This is a genomic window from Niabella insulisoli (assembly GCF_039652435.2).
GTDB lineage: Bacteria > Bacteroidota > Bacteroidia > Chitinophagales > Chitinophagaceae > Niabella > Niabella insulamsoli.
The window spans coordinates 876,643-893,110 of record NZ_CP190246.1; the positions used below are offsets into that span (position 1 = coordinate 876,643).

10 protein-coding genes are annotated in these 16,468 nt (G+C 46.3%); 1 reads left to right on the forward strand and 9 read right to left on the reverse strand.

Features of this window, described 5'->3' with window-relative positions; translation table 11 throughout:
- Positions 1-65: 65 nt before the first annotated feature.
- Together gltB and ilvA are read right to left on the reverse strand one after the other, a co-directional pair.
- On the reverse strand, positions 66-4,580 hold the full coding sequence (gltB, locus tag ABDK00_RS03795; protein ID WP_346238180.1) for a glutamate synthase large subunit: 4,515 nt from the start codon (positions 4,578-4,580) through the stop codon (positions 66-68).
- 468 nt (positions 4,581-5,048) lie between these two features.
- The gene (gene ilvA / locus ABDK00_RS03800; protein WP_346238181.1) at positions 5,049-6,293 is read right to left on the reverse strand and encodes a threonine ammonia-lyase IlvA; all 1,245 of its coding nucleotides are present in this window, start codon (positions 6,291-6,293) and stop codon (positions 5,049-5,051) included.
- A 99-nt stretch (positions 6,294-6,392) separates the two neighbouring features.
- Between ilvA and ABDK00_RS03805 the strand changes: the two genes are divergently transcribed.
- Positions 6,393-7,538: a methionine aminotransferase gene (locus tag ABDK00_RS03805; protein WP_346238182.1), complete on the forward strand. Its 1,146-nt coding sequence runs from the start codon at positions 6,393-6,395 to the stop codon at positions 7,536-7,538.
- 38 nt (positions 7,539-7,576) lie between these two features.
- Here the strand turns inward: ABDK00_RS03805 and ABDK00_RS03810 are convergent, their stop codons facing one another.
- The 7 genes from ABDK00_RS03810 to ilvD form a co-directional block, all read right to left on the reverse strand.
- Positions 7,577-9,016, reverse strand: coding sequence for an ATP-binding cassette domain-containing protein (locus ABDK00_RS03810; RefSeq protein ID WP_346238183.1), 1,440 nt, complete (start codon positions 9,014-9,016; stop codon positions 7,577-7,579).
- Between the two features lie 113 nt (positions 9,017-9,129).
- Positions 9,130-10,611 carry a ketol-acid reductoisomerase gene (gene ilvC, locus ABDK00_RS03815; protein ID WP_346238184.1) on the reverse strand — a complete coding sequence of 494 codons (1,482 nt, stop codon included), beginning with the start codon at positions 10,609-10,611 and terminating at the stop codon, positions 9,130-9,132.
- Between the two features lie 45 nt (positions 10,612-10,656).
- Positions 10,657-11,118, reverse strand: coding sequence for a DinB family protein (locus ABDK00_RS03820; RefSeq protein ID WP_346238185.1), 462 nt, complete (start codon positions 11,116-11,118; stop codon positions 10,657-10,659).
- Between the two features lie 55 nt (positions 11,119-11,173).
- On the reverse strand, positions 11,174-11,761 hold the full coding sequence (ilvN, locus tag ABDK00_RS03825; RefSeq protein WP_346238186.1) for an acetolactate synthase small subunit: 588 nt from the start codon (positions 11,759-11,761) through the stop codon (positions 11,174-11,176).
- A gap of 43 nt (positions 11,762-11,804) precedes the next feature.
- Positions 11,805-12,542 (reverse strand): class I SAM-dependent methyltransferase, encoded by a 738-nt coding sequence (locus tag ABDK00_RS03830; RefSeq protein WP_346238187.1) that lies wholly within the window; start codon positions 12,540-12,542, stop codon positions 11,805-11,807.
- A gap of 122 nt (positions 12,543-12,664) precedes the next feature.
- Entirely contained in the window at positions 12,665-14,407 is a 1,743-nt protein-coding gene (ilvB, locus tag ABDK00_RS03835) for a biosynthetic-type acetolactate synthase large subunit (protein WP_346238188.1), read from the reverse strand.
- A gap of 232 nt (positions 14,408-14,639) precedes the next feature.
- Entirely contained in the window at positions 14,640-16,319 is a 1,680-nt protein-coding gene (gene ilvD, locus ABDK00_RS03840) for a dihydroxy-acid dehydratase (protein ID WP_346238189.1), read from the reverse strand.
- Positions 16,320-16,468: the final 149 nt, after the last annotated feature.

Here is a 16,468-nt window from a genome sequence, read left to right on the forward strand (position 1 = left end):
AAGGTTGACAGTTCTGGTCAACAGTCCATGGCTTTGGACTATTAACAACGAACTATGAGCCGCATCTACGCTATCTGCTTTTGCTCAATTTTTGCCTGCATGATTTTTTTGTATTCGCTCGGATATACCTTTACGAAGTTTTTGAGTTGGTTTTCAAAATCATCGAGCACAAACCGGGCGACGGTACTTTCAGTGTATTGGTAATGCTTTTCGATTTCTTTTTGAAGGAAAGCGGCATCATCAGCATCCAGCGGGTCAAGTTCTACCATTTCCATATTGCAGTTGCCTGCAAATTGCTGGGCTGTATCGTAGATATAAGCGATACCGCCGCTCATGCCTGCTGCGAAGTTGCGGCCCGTGCCTCCTAAAATGATGGCCCGGCCCCCGGTCATGTATTCGCAGCCGTGATCGCCCACACCCTCCACAACCATGGTGGCGCCTGAGTTTCTTACTGCAAATCTTTCACCGGCTTTACCACGTATGTAAGCGTTGCCGTTGGTAGCGCCATAAAACGCCACGTTACCAATCAGGCTGTTTTCTTCGGGAACAAAACCCGCTTTTTTATCAGGATAGATAATCAGCTTGGCGCCGCTTAATCCTTTACCAAAATAGTCGTTGGCGTCTCCTTCAAGTTCGAGCGTAATTCCTTTATTACAAAATGCCCCGAAGCTTTGGCCCGCTGTTCCTTTTAGTTGAAGGTGGATCGTATCTTCGGGTAAACCGGCGTCGCGATACTTTTTAGTCAGTTCGTGCGACAATACCGTGCCCGCTGCGCGATCCGTATTTACGATATCGAAAGATGCTTTTACTGGAGTTCCGTTTTCGAGGGCCGGTTTGGCTGCTTCAATAAATTTCCAATCGATAATGGTGTCGAAGCCATGATCCTGCTCTTCATAGTTATAGATACCCACGCCTGCTTCGGCTGGCTCTCTGTAAAGAATTGGAGAAAGATCAAGCCCTTTGTATTTCCAATGATCGATGCCATCTTTTATTTTCAATTCATCCACCTGGCCTACCATTTCGTCAACGGTTCTAAAGCCAAGTTCTGCCATCAATTCGCGCATTTCCTGCGTGATGAATTTAAAGAAATTGACAACATGGTCAGCGTTGCCTGAGAAGCGCGCTCTCAGATCCGGGTTTTGCGTTGCAATACCCACAGGGCAGGTGTTGAGATGGCATTTGCGCATCATGATACAACCTTCCACCACAAGCGCCGCTGTGGCAATACCCCATTCTTCAGCGCCCAATAAAGTAGCGATCACAATATCGCGCCCCGAGCGCATTTGTCCGTCGGTTTGAAGTACCACACGGCTACGCAGTTTATTTTTAACCAGTGTTTGCTGGGCTTCTGCCAATCCTAATTCCCAGGGCAAACCCGCATGACGGATCGAGCTCAGCGGCGATGCACCTGTTCCGCCGTCATGGCCCGCGATCAAAACAACATCAGCTTTAGCTTTGGTTACACCTGCGGCAATGGTTCCCACGCCGGCCTTACTTACCAGTTTCACGTTGATTCTTGCGTGGCGATTTGCGTGCTTCAGATCGAAAATCAGCTGTGCCAAATCTTCGATAGAATAGATGTCGTGGTGAGGAGGCGGGGAAATAAGCCCCACACCCGGCGTTGAGTGCCTGGTTCGCCCGATCCAATCATCTACTTTATGTCCGGGAAGCTGGCCGCCCTCGCCTGGTTTAGCGCCCTGCGCCATTTTAATCTGTAATTCATCGGCTTCGGTAAGATATAAACTGGTGACACCAAAACGTCCGCTGGCTACCTGCTTGATGGAGCTGCGCATACTATCACCGTTCTCTAAGGGATTGTAACGCACTTCATCTTCACCACCCTCGCCGGTGTTACTTTTACCGCCCAATCGGTTCATGGCGATCGCAAGGGTCGTATGCGCTTCCCAACTGATCGAGCCGAAGCTCATGGCGCCTGTCGCAAATCTTTTATAAATGTTTTCTGCTGGTTCTACTTCATCAATAGAAATAGCAGGGCGCGTCCTTTTAAAGTCGAACAAACTGCGGATCGTAATAGCTTTTTTGCCCTGATCGTCGATCAGCTTGCTGTATTTTTTAAAAGTGTTATAGTCGCCCATGCGCGTTGCATATTGCAACAAATGGATGGTCTGCGGATTAAACATGTGCGCCTCGCCCTTCCGTTTCCACTGGTAAAAACCACCGGTCGGTAACTGGTCTACGGGCAATTGTTTGCGGCTAAATCCAAATTGATGTTTGGCCAGCGCCTCGCGGGCGATCTCATCGAGGCCCATGCCTTCGATGCGCGATGTGGCATTGGTGAAATAGTTATTGACCACGTCTTTGTTGAGACCAATGATCTCAAATATTTGCGCGCCCTGGTAAGACTGAAGCGTTGAAATTCCCATTTTTGAGAACACTTTCAACAATCCGTCGCTTACTGCTTTGATATAGTTTTTGTGAAGTTCCTCTACTGTTTTATCAGATTTGATCTTGCCCGTTTCTTTCAGCAACCGGATTGTTGAGAAAGCCAGGTAAGGATTTACCGCTGTGGCGCCAAAGCCGAGCAGGCAGGCGAAATGGTGAACCTCCCAAACATCACCGGCTTCTACAACAATACCTACTTTGCCCCGCAAACCTTTTTTAATCAGGTGATGGTGCACTGCAGATACCGCCAATAATGAAGGGATAGCTGCGTGGTCGCCGTCGATGGAACGGTCTTGCAATACGAGTACTTCAAACCCGTCGTTCACCGCGTCTTCCGCGTAGCGGCACAGGCGGTCCAAAGCGCGGCGCATTGAGCCTGCTTTCCCGTCAGCAACAAAATAACACTGAAGTGTTTTTGCCTGGAAACTACCTGTGTCGATACTTCTTAGTTTCTCCAATTCATAATTGGTTAACACCGGTTGTTTCAAAGCGACGACATGACAATCTTTTTCATCTTCGATCAACATGCTGCCATTGTTGCCCACGAAGGTCGCCAGCGACATCACCATTCTTTCCCGGATAGGATCGATGGGAGGGTTGGTTACCTGCGCAAAAAGCTGTTTGAAATAATAGCTCAGATGTTGGGGCTGATCGCTCAAAATAGCCAAAGGCGTATCTACTCCCATTGAACCAATGGGTTCTTTGCCATCGGTAGCCATAGGCAGGATCAGGTTTTCTACATCTTCTGAAGTGAACCCAAATGCCTTTTGATATTTGAATATTTGTTCTTCGCTGAGATTGCTGAACATCACTCGTGGTTCGGGCAATTCGTTCAGCTTTATTTTATATTGATTGAGCCAATCGCCATAAGGCTTCTGGTTACAAATCGTTTGTTTCAATTCTTCATCGCTGATAATTCGTCCCTGCTCCATATCTACCAGGAACATCTTTCCGGGTTGCAGCCTGCCTTTTTCAATAATCGTGCTTTGGTCCACCACCAGCGCGCCGGTTTCAGAACCCATGATCACACGGCCATCCGTGGTAACGCAGTAGCGTGAGGGGCGCAAACCATTTCTGTCGAGCGTAGCGCCGATCATTTTTCCATCTGTAAAAGAAATCGAGGCCGGGCCATCCCAAGGTTCCATCTGGCAGGCGTGAAATTCGTAGAACGCTTTTTTCGCGGGATCCATGTCTTCGTTGCCATCCCAGGCTTCGGGGATCAGCATCATCATCACATGAGGTAGCGAACGTCCGGTTAACGCCAGCAGTTCGATCATATTATCCAAACAGGCAGAATCACTTTGTTCATTGCTGACGATGGGCACGAGCATGTCCATTTCTTCATCGGTAAATAGCGGCGATTCAAAGTTTGATTCGGCCGAACGCAACCAGTTCAGATTTCCCTGAAGCGTGTTGATTTCACCGTTGTGGGCGATAAAGCGGAAGGGCTGCGCCAGCCTCCATGAAGGGAAGGTGTTGGTGGCGAAGCGGGAATGCACCAGGCCAAAGGCGCTTACGGCGCGCTTGTCGGAAAGATCGTTATAATATTCCCGAACCTGGTGGCTCGTAAGTTGTCCTTTATAAATCAGGGTGCGGCAAGAAAGAGAAGAAATATAAAACCCTACTTCATCTTTTTTAACGGCGTTACCGGTGATGTGCGTGGCATACTTCCGTAGAACGAACAATTTTCTTTCAAACTCTATGGCCGATTTCACGCCGGCAGGTTTGGCGATGAAAACCTGTTCAATCGCGGGTTCCACCTGTAATGCGCTTGGGCCGATACCAGCATTGTTAATCGGCACTTCGCGCCAGTGGATGACGTTCATGCCCATTTTTTCGGCGGCACGGTTAAAAATTTCGCGGCATTCATCGCGAAGCCTTGGCTCCTTTGGGAAGAAAACCATTCCTACTGCATACTCTTCGATGGCAGGCAGTGTAATGCCGAGATGTAACAATTCGTCATAAAAAAATTCATGAGGAATTTGAATCATGATTCCTGCGCCATCGCCCGTATTGTCTTCACACCCACATGCACCGCGGTGCTCCATGTTTTCGAGAATCGTAAGCGCGTCTGAAATTGTTTGATGATTTTTATTGCCCTTAATATTCGCAACAAATCCAATTCCACATGCGTCGCGCTCAAAAGATGGGTCATAAAGACCTTTGTTTTCTGTCATAGTTCCTTATCAAATTTTTACAAAAAAATTTTGGTTTTTTCAATACGAGAAGGCAATCGAGAGCCGTGTAAATTAATCAAAAAAGTTGATAATTTGACAAACCCTCTGTTTGCGGCTAATAATTTTAATAATTATCAAAAAAATAACAATAAATGATAAAAAATATCTAACAACAAATGGTTCTTGTTAGTGCAGTATCTTTATTTTCAGCGTCGCTTTTTGATAGCTTTCTAATCGCAATTTAATAATAAAAAGTCGAAATGACAATTATTGAAGGATTAAAATGGCATGAGGGTACTAAACAGCTTTTTTTGTGCCATTTATATATGAAATTTTGGCCTAATGGAAGTTATTCTCCTGAAACCTATCTGCCCGATAAAAAATCATTCGCCGCGTCGGCGCTGCTAAACTTTACTGACTTGAGGTGGCCGCTAATCAAAATTCAAGGCCCAACTTCAGGGCAATTCGTTAAACCAGGTAACTAAAGAGTGCATTGTTTTTATTCAGTTCGGTGTATGAAAACTGGTGTGTTTTCAGGTTTTCGATTAGCGGGAAATAATCTTCCCTGCTTTTGAGTTCTACACCTACCAGCGCAGGTCCGCTTTCCTTGTTGGTTTTTTGCATATACTCAAACCGCGTAATATCATCATCGGGCCCCAAAACATTGGTAACAAAAGTTTTTAAGGCGCCGGGGCGCTGCGCAAAATCAATTAAGAAATAATGCTTCAGGCCTTCATATTGCAAACTCCTTTCTTTGATTTCCTGCATCCTGTCGATATCATTGTTGCTGCCGCTCACAATACAAACTACATTTTTTCCTTTGATGGATGCGTTTAACAAATCGATCGCAGCGATGGACAAAGCGCCCGCCGGTTCAACCACGATCGCATCTTTATTGTAAAGTTCAAGTATGGTTGTACAAATTTTTCCTTCCGGAACAAGCACCATGTCGTCCAACACTTCCCTGCATTTTTGAAAAGTTAGTTCGCCGACGCGTTTCACCGCTGCGCCATCCACAAAGCGATCGATTTGCGCCAGCTCAACCGGGTTGCCCTTCTTCAACGCTTCGGTCATAGATGGTGCGCCTTCGGGCTCCACCCCGATAATTTTTATCTGCGGCGCCACAGATTTGATAAAGCTGCCCACGCCCGCGGAAAGGCCGCCACCACCGATCGGAATTATGATATAGTCAACGTTAGAAAGCTGCTCGTAAATTTCAAGGCCTACCGTAGCCTGGCCTTCTATCACTTTTTCATCATCAAACGGATGCACAAAAGTCATGTTATGTTGTGCCGTGTAGGCCTTTGCGGCGTTAGCACAATCGTCGTAGGTGTCGCCCGTCAGCACAATTTCAATATTGTCTTCTCCAAACATTTTTGTTTGTGTGATCTTTTGCTTCGGGGTGATGGAAGGCATAAAAATAGTGCCTTTAATGTTCAATGCCTTGCAGCTAAAAGCAAATCCCTGGGCATGGTTGCCGGCGCTGGCGCATACCACGCCGCAGGCTCTCTGCGCTTCTGTTAACGCGCTCATCATATTATAAGCGCCTCTTATTTTATAGGAGCGGACCACCTGAAGATCTTCGCGTTTCAGGTAAATATGCGCCCCAAATTTTCGGCTTAATGTAGCATTAAGTTGTAAGGGAGTTTTTAAAATAACCTGTTCTATTTTTTTAGCTGTTGCCCGAACCGACTCAAGAGATAAAGATGACATAATTGGTTTTTGGTAATCGCCCAAAAGTACGATGAATATCAAACTTAATGTTGTAAACCGTTTCTTTATTAAGTTAGCAGTCTAATTCGATAAGATCATATGTCTTTGTCTGTAAAACATTCCGCGTCGCCGCTTAACATTTTTACTATGATGACCAACTTGGCGCGCGCGCATGATGCGTATAATTTATCGCAGGGGTTGCCCGATTATCCTGTCGCTGCGGCGTTGGGCGCCTATCTGACCGAGGCCGTTGAACAGGGGTTCAACCAATATGCGCCGATGCAGGGGCTGACAAGCCTGCGCGAAGCAATTGCGATCGACCTGAACAAGCGGTATCAAACGAAGACGGTGGCAGCCGATGGGGTTGTTGTTACGCCGGGTGCAACGTACGGTATTTACGCATCGCTTACTGCTATCATTGACAAAGGCGACGAAGTGATTTATTTTGAGCCGGCTTTTGATTGCTACCGCCCGGCAATTGAAATAACGGGCGGAGTGCCGGTAAGAATTACGCTGGAGGCGTCGGCGGACTTTAGAATAGACTGGAACCAGGTAAAGGATCGCATCACTTTAAAAACGAAGGCGATTTTGATTAATACGCCACACAACCCTACCGGGTATGTTTGGGCGCAGTTCGATTGGGATCAGCTTGCCGATGTGATTGGGGATAAGGATATCTATGTCATTGCTGATGAAGTGTATGATCACATTGTGTTTGATGATCGCCAGCATCTTCCTGGATTTTTGCAGCCAAGACTCAGGCATAAACTGATTTCTATTTATTCGTTCGGGAAAGCCTTTCATATTACCGGCTGGAAAGTTGGTTATTGCGTGGCTGCTCCTGATATTGTGGCCGCTTTTAAATCTATTCATCAATACCTGACTTTTAGCGTCAACACGCCGGCGCAGCATGCGATCGCTCAATATTTACAGCACTATGACGTGGCCGAAGCTGCGGCTACTTTGCAGCATAAAAGAGACCTTTTGATCGGCGGCCTGCAATCTTCCCGCTTTCAACCGTTAACCACCAGCGCCGGCACTTATTTTCAATTGTATGATTATTCGGCAATCAGCGATCGCGATGATGTGTCATTTGCGAAATGGATGACGGCGGAGCACCAGGTCGCTACTATTCCATTAAGCGCTTTTTATCAATCGGAGCGCAGCGATAAAATTGTAAGATTGTGTTTTGCAAAAAAAGACGACGTGTTGCTGGCGGCGGCCGCGCAATTAAGCAAAGTGTGAAAAGCCTGAACAAGGTCAGCAGGCAGATCCTGTCTTAATTACAAAGCCGTATTGGAAATGGCCTTTCCATGATCCAGGACCAGCTTATGTGTCAAGCAATTGGGCAATTGTGTTTCAAAATGCCCCACGTAAATAATCGTAACACCATTCTTGCTGATTTCATCTACCAGGCCGTTAAAATATTGTGTTTGCCTGTGGTCCAATCCCTGACAGGGTTCATCCAACACCAGCAGTTGCGGGTTTTTGATAATGGTTCGCCCCAGCAAAGCGAGGCGCTGTTTGCCTAAAGGAAGTACGGATAGTAGTTCATCCTTTTCTTCAAACAAATCCAGGAATTTTAGCAATGCATCGAGTTGCTGTTTTTGCGCGTAGCGCAGTTGACGATAAAGGCCGTTGCTGTCGAAAAAGCCCGAGGCAAGGCTTTCCAGCACTGTGGCGTTAGCGTCGAAGTACCAATGAAGTTCCGGGGAAATAAGACCGATGCGGCGTTTGATATCCCAAATGCTTTCGCCCCCTGCGCCACGTTGAATGCCAAAGAGTTTTATATCATTGCCGTAAGCTTGCGGATGGTCGCCGGTAATCAAACTCAATAACGTCGATTTGCCGGAGCCATTGTGGCCTTGCAGCAGCCATTTTTCACCAGCGTTTACCACCCAATCGATTTGGTCAAGAATAATTTTTTCATCATAACGTACATGCACATGATGCATGTTAACGATCTGCTGCGTGGTATACTCCGGTTTTTCTTTGAGAAACGCAGGAAGCGGTTTTAATGGTCGTCGAGGCAGGCCGCCGGTAGCATCTCCTTGCAATAGCGTGCCGTTTCGAAGTGTTACAAAACGCTGAGCACATGCAGGGAGCTCGGCGTCATTGCTGATTAACAAAAGTGTTCCTCCTTTTTGTGTGTAGTCGGTAAATAACTGGTTGAGGTGGGTGCGCGACTGCTTATCCAGCCCCGTGTAAGGCTGATCCATAATCAATACCTGCGGGCTTAACCAAAGCGCTTTGATCAATTGTAATTTTTTATGTTCCCCGCTCGACAGCTCGATGAGCTGCTCTTCTAAAACAGCAGCGTAATCAAATGCGGCGACCAATCTTAGTAAAAACGATGGGTCTAAATAATGCGCATCGCCAAACAGTTTCAGTTCTTTTGCAACCGAAATGGTATCCCGTTTTTGCTGATGGTTATAGCGTTGTTGATAGTAGAAGTTGCGATCTCCTTCCAGATTTGTAAACCGGTACCAGTTCTCCACAAAAAGCACTTCGGGAGATAATCTTTCGTTTTGATCCAAGCTGACACGAATACTTTCCTGGTGCTTTTTAAAATTGGCGATCGCTTTACCCAGCGTAGTTTTTCCGCTTCCGCTTTCCCCGCGAATTACCACGGTTTCGCCTGTCTCAACCTGTAAATCGATTTGGTCTAATACCTTTTTTGAGGTGTAGCTCACAGAAAGTTTCGTGATCACAATAACACTCATCCGGCCTGATTTAAAAAGACCTCACAGAGCGTTACAATCTGTGAGGTCTGTGTATGATTTGCTTTATGAAATAATTCCGAAAAAATGAAAAACTATTTTGTCCGGAAAGAGATCTATGCGGTTTTGATGGCTTTCATAGCTGTCATTGCCTTGCGCAATACAGCGCCAACCTGCTCCACCTGATGAGAGCGAATAGCCTCGTTTACCTCAACCAACTCCTGGTTGTCTACAGCGCCGTCTTTGCCTTCGTTGAAATTTTTGCCAACTAAATCCGTATCCACAGTTTTCATGAAATCTGCCAGAAGCGGTTTACAAGCCTGGTCGAACAGGTAGCAGCCGTATTCTGCGGTATCGGAAATAACGCGGTTCATTTCAAAAAGTTTCTTACGCGCAATGGTGTTAGCGATCAATGGCGTTTCGTGTAATGACTCGTAGTAAGCCGATTCGGGTTTGATGCCGGCTTCCACCATCGTTTCGAAAGCCAGTTCCACACCTGCTTTCACGAAAGCCACCATCAACGTGTAGTTGTCGAAATATTCCTGCTCGCCAATTTTCATGTCGCCGGCCGGAGTTTTTTCGAAGGCGGTTTCGCCTGTCTCCGCTCTCCATTTTAAAAGATTCACATCGCCATTGGCCCAGTCTTCCATCATAATACGGCTGAACTCACCGCTCATGATATCATCCTGGTGCTTTTGGAATAAAGGCCTCATGATATCTTTCAATTCTTCAGACACCTTAAAAGCTTTTATTTTAGCAGGGTTGCTCAGTCGGTCCATCATACCTGTAACACCACCATGTTTTAACGCTTCAGTAATTACTTCCACGCCGTATTGCACCAGTTTCGATGCATAAGCCGGATCGATTCCTTTTTCAATCATTTTGTCGAAAGAAAGAATAGATCCTGTTTGTAACAAGCCGCAAAGAATCGTTTGCTCGCCCATCAGATCAGACTTTACTTCTGCAACAAAAGAAGATCTCAAAACACCTGCGCGATGGCCGCCCGTGCCCACGCAGTAAGCTTTTGCCTGATCCAGACCTTTTCCTTCGGGATCATTTTCCGGGTGTACGGCTATCAATGTGGGAACACCAAATCCGCGAACATATTCTGCGCGCACTTCACTGCCGGGGCATTTCGGGGCTACCATAATAACGGTGATATCTTTGCGTATCTGGGTGCCTTCTTCAACAATATTAAAACCGTGAGAATAAGAAAGCGTAGCGCCTTGTTTCATTAAAGGCATTACCGCGTTTACAACACTGGTGTGCTGTTTATCAGGAGTAAGATTGCTTACCAGGTCGGCCGTTGGGATCAACTCCTCGTAAGTGCCCACCGTGAAGTTATTATCGGTAGCATTTTTCCAGCTATCTCTTTTTCCTTCAATAGCTTCTTTGCGTAATGCATAAGAAACATCCAGCCCGCTGTCTCTGAGGTTTAAGCCCTGGTTGAGGCCTTGTGCGCCACAACCTACGATCACTATTTTTTTTCCTTTCAGTGCGTCCACACCGTCGGCAAATTCGTCGTTGCTCATAAATTCGCAAACGCCCAGTTGGTTTAACTGTTCTCTCAGGGGTAATGTGTTAAAATAATTTCCCATTGTTTTTATTCGTGTTTAAGTTGTTTGTTTTTTTTAATATTTATTTTATGATAAAACTAATTTTCTTTGCGCCAGCGCATAGCCATAATGCAGCGCATCATGCGACTGAATCATTGCAATGGCGTCCTCAATCGTATTTAATGTAGTATTAAAACTTGTTGTGTAGGCGCTAAAAGATGTAAATATGCCGTTATTGTAATCGACTTCCAGTTGATCAATATTGCTGTGAATGATCGCTTTTAAAAAATCAATTTCAGCCTGCGTAATAAACTGTTCGGGTTTTGTGCCTTTTTTATAGCGGTCGATGATGGCCGCATCTATATTTAAAGGAAGGCCGGAAAGCCGATAGCAAAGCCCTTGTGTTGTGACTACAATGTGGCCGAAGTTCCAGGCAATATTATTATTGAATCCTTCGGGGATTTTATTAAGCTGATCAATCGAAAGTCCGTTGACCAGGTTGGTAAAATTGCTGCGGGTTATATGAATGATTTCAAAGTATTTTTTCACGTTGTATTCTTGTCATTTAATGAGAGTAAAACTCGGGGCTGCTATGGCGCCACGACTACATCTGAAATATTTTCTCACCTTTCTCTAAAAACTCGTTTTCAATCACTTCTTCTCCGGGCTCCTTATATTCAAATTCTTTGAGCCGCTTGTGGAAGCCTTCGCTTTCTTTCATGATTGCTACACGGCCACCGCGCACAAACTCCACGAGGCCGTATTCTCCGAGTTTTATTACCAGATCCTCGGTATCCTCTTTGTGGCCGGTCGATTCGAAAACGGTAAAGTTAGGCCTTACGCAAACCACGCGCGCGCCATATTTGCGAAGAATTCTTTCCACCACCATTTTCTCTGCCACTTCTTTCGTCGGCACCTTGTAAAGGGCCAGTTCCTGCCAAACGATTTCGTCGTTAGTATTGTAAAAAGCCCTTAAAACTTCGACCTGTTTTTCGATTTGCTTGCAAAGTTTTTTAACGACTTCCTCTGTTTCGTCGATTAAGATATTAAAGCGGTGGATGCCTTCCACTTCTGATGAAGAGGTGTTGAGGCTGTCGATGTTGATTTTTCTTCTTGAAAAGATAATGCAAATGCGCGAGAGCAGGCCGATATGGTCTTCTGCGTAAACGGTGATGGTATATTGTTGTTTCATTATTGAATTTTTAAACGAAGTGAAAATGCTTCCGGCTGGCGATTTATTTGATGCCGCAAAAAGCCGCGAAGCAAATATTTTTATGCAAAATGTCAGTATTCCTGAATCCGACTCGCTTCATTAATTCGAGTTGATAAGTCACAGGGCGGGGCGAATCTTCCTTTTCAATATATGCTAAAACATGCTTTCTGTAAGCCGGCCCATCGATGTTTTCAAGATAATCGCCATACCGCTCCCAGGTATAGGCACTTAGCGCTTCCTGTTCCTGTGTTACCAAATCGGCAATCATCAGGCAGCCACCGGGTTTTAAAATTTGAAATAATTTCTCAAATGTAGTTTCCCAATCTGAATCATCCCGAAGATGGTGTAAAACGGCGCCTGCCAGAATAATGTCAAAATGGTTGGGCGGTAGCGCAACGGACCGAAGGTCACCCTGAAGTGCCGTAATAGTATTCGACGTCACAGCGCTTATTCGCTCTTGCGCCTTTCTCAACATCGGCGCACTCAGGTCAACCAAAGTGCAGTTGAGGCGGTCATTTTTTTGCAGCATCTTTAAGGTGTAGTTGCCGGCGCCACAACCAAGATCTAAAAGTTCAGTAGCGTGAGGCGCCACGCGGTGGTATGCTTCGGTGATTAGCGCCAATGTTTGTGCGGCGTCAACAACCGAAACCTGTCCGCTGTCCAAACTTGAAAAGCGATCCACGTCCTTGTCAAACCGGGCCTGTATTTCCCCTATGCTTGATTTGTTCATGATATCGGCGGCGCCGCTTGCTTGTTTCATCCTCTGTGCTTTAGAATCTATTTATGCTTTGCGATTATGATATAATGTTCCGCATTTTTTGGCGGTAATAACTGGTAAGTCGACAAAGTTACATCCGTTAAATACGAAAGCGTATCATGTATTTACTTCAGCCTGATCTCGCTTACGCTGCATCCCTGTGGTACCATGGGAAATACATTGTTTTCTTTGCCTACCATTACTTCCAGCAAATAGCTTCCGTCGTGATCGAGCATGGCTTTCAAAGCGCTTTTTAGATCTTCGCGCTGATCAATCTTTCTTCCCTCTATCCCATAAGATTTAGCGAGCATGATATAATCTGGACTGGTGATATTTACAAAAGAGTAGCGCTTATCATGAAATAGCTGCTGCCATTGCCTCACCATCCCTAAAAATTCATTGTTCAAAATCAGGATCTTTACGGCTGCGCCGAATTGCATGATGGTGCCGAGCTCCTGCAAGGTCATTTGAAAACCGCCATCGCCGATAATAGCCACAACGGTTCTGTCTGGCGCGCCATATTTGGCGCCTATCGCGGCTGGCAGCCCGAATCCCATGGTACCCAGCCCGCCCGAGGTTACATTCGACCGGGACTGGTTGAACTTCGCATAGCGACATGCTACCATTTGGTGCTGCCCTACGTCGGTTACAATTACTGCATCGCCATTTGTCAGTTCATTGAGTGCGTTCATCACTTCAGCCATGCTCATTACATCTCCTTCGGGATGCATTTCGGGCTGAATACATTCTTTTTCTTCCTCTGCCGTGTATTCTTTAAACTTGTTGAGCCATGCAGCATTATCTTTTTGTTCGATCAAGGCGGTCAACATGGGCAGCGTTTCTTTACAGTCGCCCCAAACGGCCACAGTTGTTTTCACGTTTTTATCAATTTCAGCAGGATCAATATCCATGTGAATGATCTGCGCCTGCTTGGCATATTTATCAAGACGGCCCGTAACGCGGTCATCGAAGCGCATTCCGATGGCGATTAAAACATCGCACTCGTTGGTTAATACATTCGGCCCATAATTGCCGTGCATGCCCAGCATGCCCACGCCCAACGGGTGATCGGACGGGATGGCGCTTTCTCCCATAATGGTCCATGCCGCTGGCAGATTTCCTTTTTCGATAAAGGCGGCAAATTCTTTTTCGGCTTTGCCGAGAATGACGCCCTGCCCAAAAATTACAAAAGGCTTTTGCGCGTTGTTGATCAAAGCGGCGGCCTCTTCAACATATTCTTTTCTAACGATGGGCTTGGGGCGATAGCTGCGAACATGGTTGCACTTCTCATAGCCCGGAAACTCAAATTGTTGTATTTGCGCATTTTTGGTAATATCGATCAAAACCGGGCCGGGCCTGCCACTGGCCGCGATATAGAAAGCCTTTGCTAAAACTGAAGGGATTTCATTTGCATCTGTAATCTGATAATTCCATTTTGTAACAGGCGCCGTGATATTGATGACGTCGGTTTCCTGAAAAGCATCTGTGCCCAACAGATGTGCAAATACCTGTCCGGTGATGCATACTACCGGCGTTGAATCGATCTGCGCATCGGCCAGGCCTGTCACCAGGTTGGTGGCGCCGGGCCCGCTGGTGGCAAATGCTACGCCGACGCGGCCGCTGGTGCGCGCATATCCCTGAGCAGCATGGATGCCACCCTGTTCGTGGCGAACCAAAATATGTTCTACCTTTTCTTTATAATCATATAGTGCATCGTAAATTGGCATGATGGCGCCGCCGGGATAGCCGAATATGATCTCCGTGTTTTCAGCAAGCAGGCATTCGATTACCGCTTTGCTACCCGACATGGTAGTGGTTGTTTTTGTTGGAGCCGGAGCTGTTTCTTTCTGTATTTCAAGAGTATTCATAACTCGTATTTTAAGTTTGAGCGTGTATCAATTTTTAAAGCCAATTCTTTTTCTTTCTTCCCATTTTCGCGCCGCGGCTTTTTCGTCTAACAAATTTTCCAGCGCGTCATAAACCCGCCTGCCGGACGGGCAGGTCTGATGGAGTCGTACATCATGCCACTGACTCGTTCTTCTCTGAGCTCGTAAATGCGATTTTGTATGGATTGAATTACTTGCATTTGAAGTACATCTTTTATTGATCCGTCACACAACCCTCGGAAGCGTCTTTTACCAGTTTTGCATATTTATATAAAACCCCGTTTTTAACTTTCAGGCCGGGCTGCACCCAGTTCGCTTTTCTTTTGGCGATTTCTTCGTCGCTAACTTTTAAGGTTAGCTTATTATTAATAGCGTCAATTTCTATAATATCATCATCTTGTACAAAACCAATAAGGCCGCCGTCAAAAGCTTCCGGAGTGACGTGCCCGACTACAAATCCGTGCGTGCCGCCGCTAAACCTGCCGTCGGTAATTAGCGCTACCGTTTTGCCCAAACCGGCACCAATGATCGCGCCGGTAGGTTTTAGCATTTCAGGCATGCCTGGAGCGCCTTTCGGGCCTTCATTTTTAATCACCACCACATCGCCGGCTTTTACCTTACCTGCTGCTAACCCGGCGATCAGTTTTTTCTCTCCGTCAAACACGCGCGCGGTACCTTCAAAGCGTTCGCCTTCTTTTCCACTGATCTTTGCTACGCTGCCTTTTTCGGCCAGATTACCATACAGGATTTGTAAGTGGCCTGTTTTTTTCATCGGCTTTTCAAGCGGATAAATAATATCCTGTGTTTCAAAATCAAGATCCGGAACAGCTTCCAGGTTTTCCGCAATTGTTTTGCCGGTTACCGTCAGGCAACTGCCGTCGATTAATCCATTTTTTAAAAGATATTTCATCACCGCAGGAACGCCGCCCTTTTTGTGAAGGTCTTCCATGAGGTATTTTCCGCTGGGTTTAAAATCAGCCAAAACGGGCACCCGGTCGCTGATGGACTGAAAATCATCCTGTGTCAGCGGAATGCCTGCCGTTCTCGCCATAGCGAGCAGGTGTAATACCGCATTAGTACTTCCGCCTAAGACCATAATCACCGTAATGGCGTTTTCAAACGCCTGGCGCGTCATGATATCGCTGGGCTTAATGTCTTTTTCCATCAGGAGGCGAATGGCTTTCCCTGCTTCGATACATTCCTTTACTTTTTCTTCGCTCAACGCCGGATTGCTGCTCGAATAGGGCAGGCTCATGCCCATCGCTTCAATCGCAGAAGCCATTGTATTTGCTGTGTACATACCGCCGCAGGCGCCGGCGCCGGGGCAACTGTTTTTTACTACGCCTTTAAAATCGGCCTCATCCAGCTGGCCCGCTATTTTTTTGCCCAGCGCTTCAAATGCGGAAACAATATTCAGATCTTCGCCTTTATAATGACCGGGGGCGATCGTGCCGCCATATACCATGATCGAAGGCCGGTTTAAACGTGCCATGGCCATGATGGAACCCGGCATATTTTTATCACATCCCGGAACGGTGATAAGCGCGTCATAATATTGTGCACCGCAAACCGTTTCAATCGAATCGGCAATCACGTCGCGGCTTACCAACGAATAGCGCATGCCATCCGTGCCGTTGCTCATGCCATCGCTTACGCCGATCGTATTAAAAATAAAACCTACCAAATTGTTATCCCAGGTCGACTTTTTTACGTGAGCCGCCAATTGATTGAGGTGCATATTACAGGGGTTGCCATCGTATCCCATGCTGGCAATGCCTACCTGTGCTTTATTCAGATCTTCTTCTGTCAATCCTAAAGCATATAGTTGCGCCTGTGCTGCTGGCTGTGTTGGGTCCTGAGTTAACGTTTTAGAGTATTTGTTTAATTCGGTCATGCGTTTATAGTTATTCGAGTTATATATTTTTTATATGAGATCTCCCTTTTCTGCCAAGCCACCTCTGTTTTTCAGATTCGTGATTTGCAAAACTTCCGTGGCGGTCCGGTGTTGATGTTTCAAAAAATAAGTTCAAGGCGGCGCCTGGC

Bases quoted from the DNA above. Each gene is read 5' to 3' on its own strand.
- ilvN (WP_346238186.1), bottom strand. From the start codon at position 11,761: ATGAAACAACAATATACCATCACCGTTTACGCAGAAGACCATATCGGC.
- ABDK00_RS03830 (WP_346238187.1), bottom strand. From the start codon at position 12,542: ATGAAACAAGCAAGCGGCGCCGCCGATATCATGAACAAATCAAGCATA.
- ilvA (WP_346238181.1), bottom strand. From the start codon at position 6,293: ATGTCATCTTTATCTCTTGAGTCGGTTCGGGCAACAGCTAAAAAAATA.
- ABDK00_RS03810 (WP_346238183.1), bottom strand. From the start codon at position 9,016: ATGAGTGTTATTGTGATCACGAAACTTTCTGTGAGCTACACCTCAAAA.
- ABDK00_RS03805 (WP_346238182.1), top strand. From the start codon at position 6,393: ATGTCTTTGTCTGTAAAACATTCCGCGTCGCCGCTTAACATTTTTACT.
- ilvC (WP_346238184.1), bottom strand. From the start codon at position 10,611: ATGGGAAATTATTTTAACACATTACCCCTGAGAGAACAGTTAAACCAA.
- gltB (WP_346238180.1), bottom strand. From the start codon at position 4,580: ATGACAGAAAACAAAGGTCTTTATGACCCATCTTTTGAGCGCGACGCA.
- ilvD (WP_346238189.1), bottom strand. From the start codon at position 16,319: ATGACCGAATTAAACAAATACTCTAAAACGTTAACTCAGGACCCAACA.
- ilvB (WP_346238188.1), bottom strand. From the start codon at position 14,407: ATGAATACTCTTGAAATACAGAAAGAAACAGCTCCGGCTCCAACAAAA.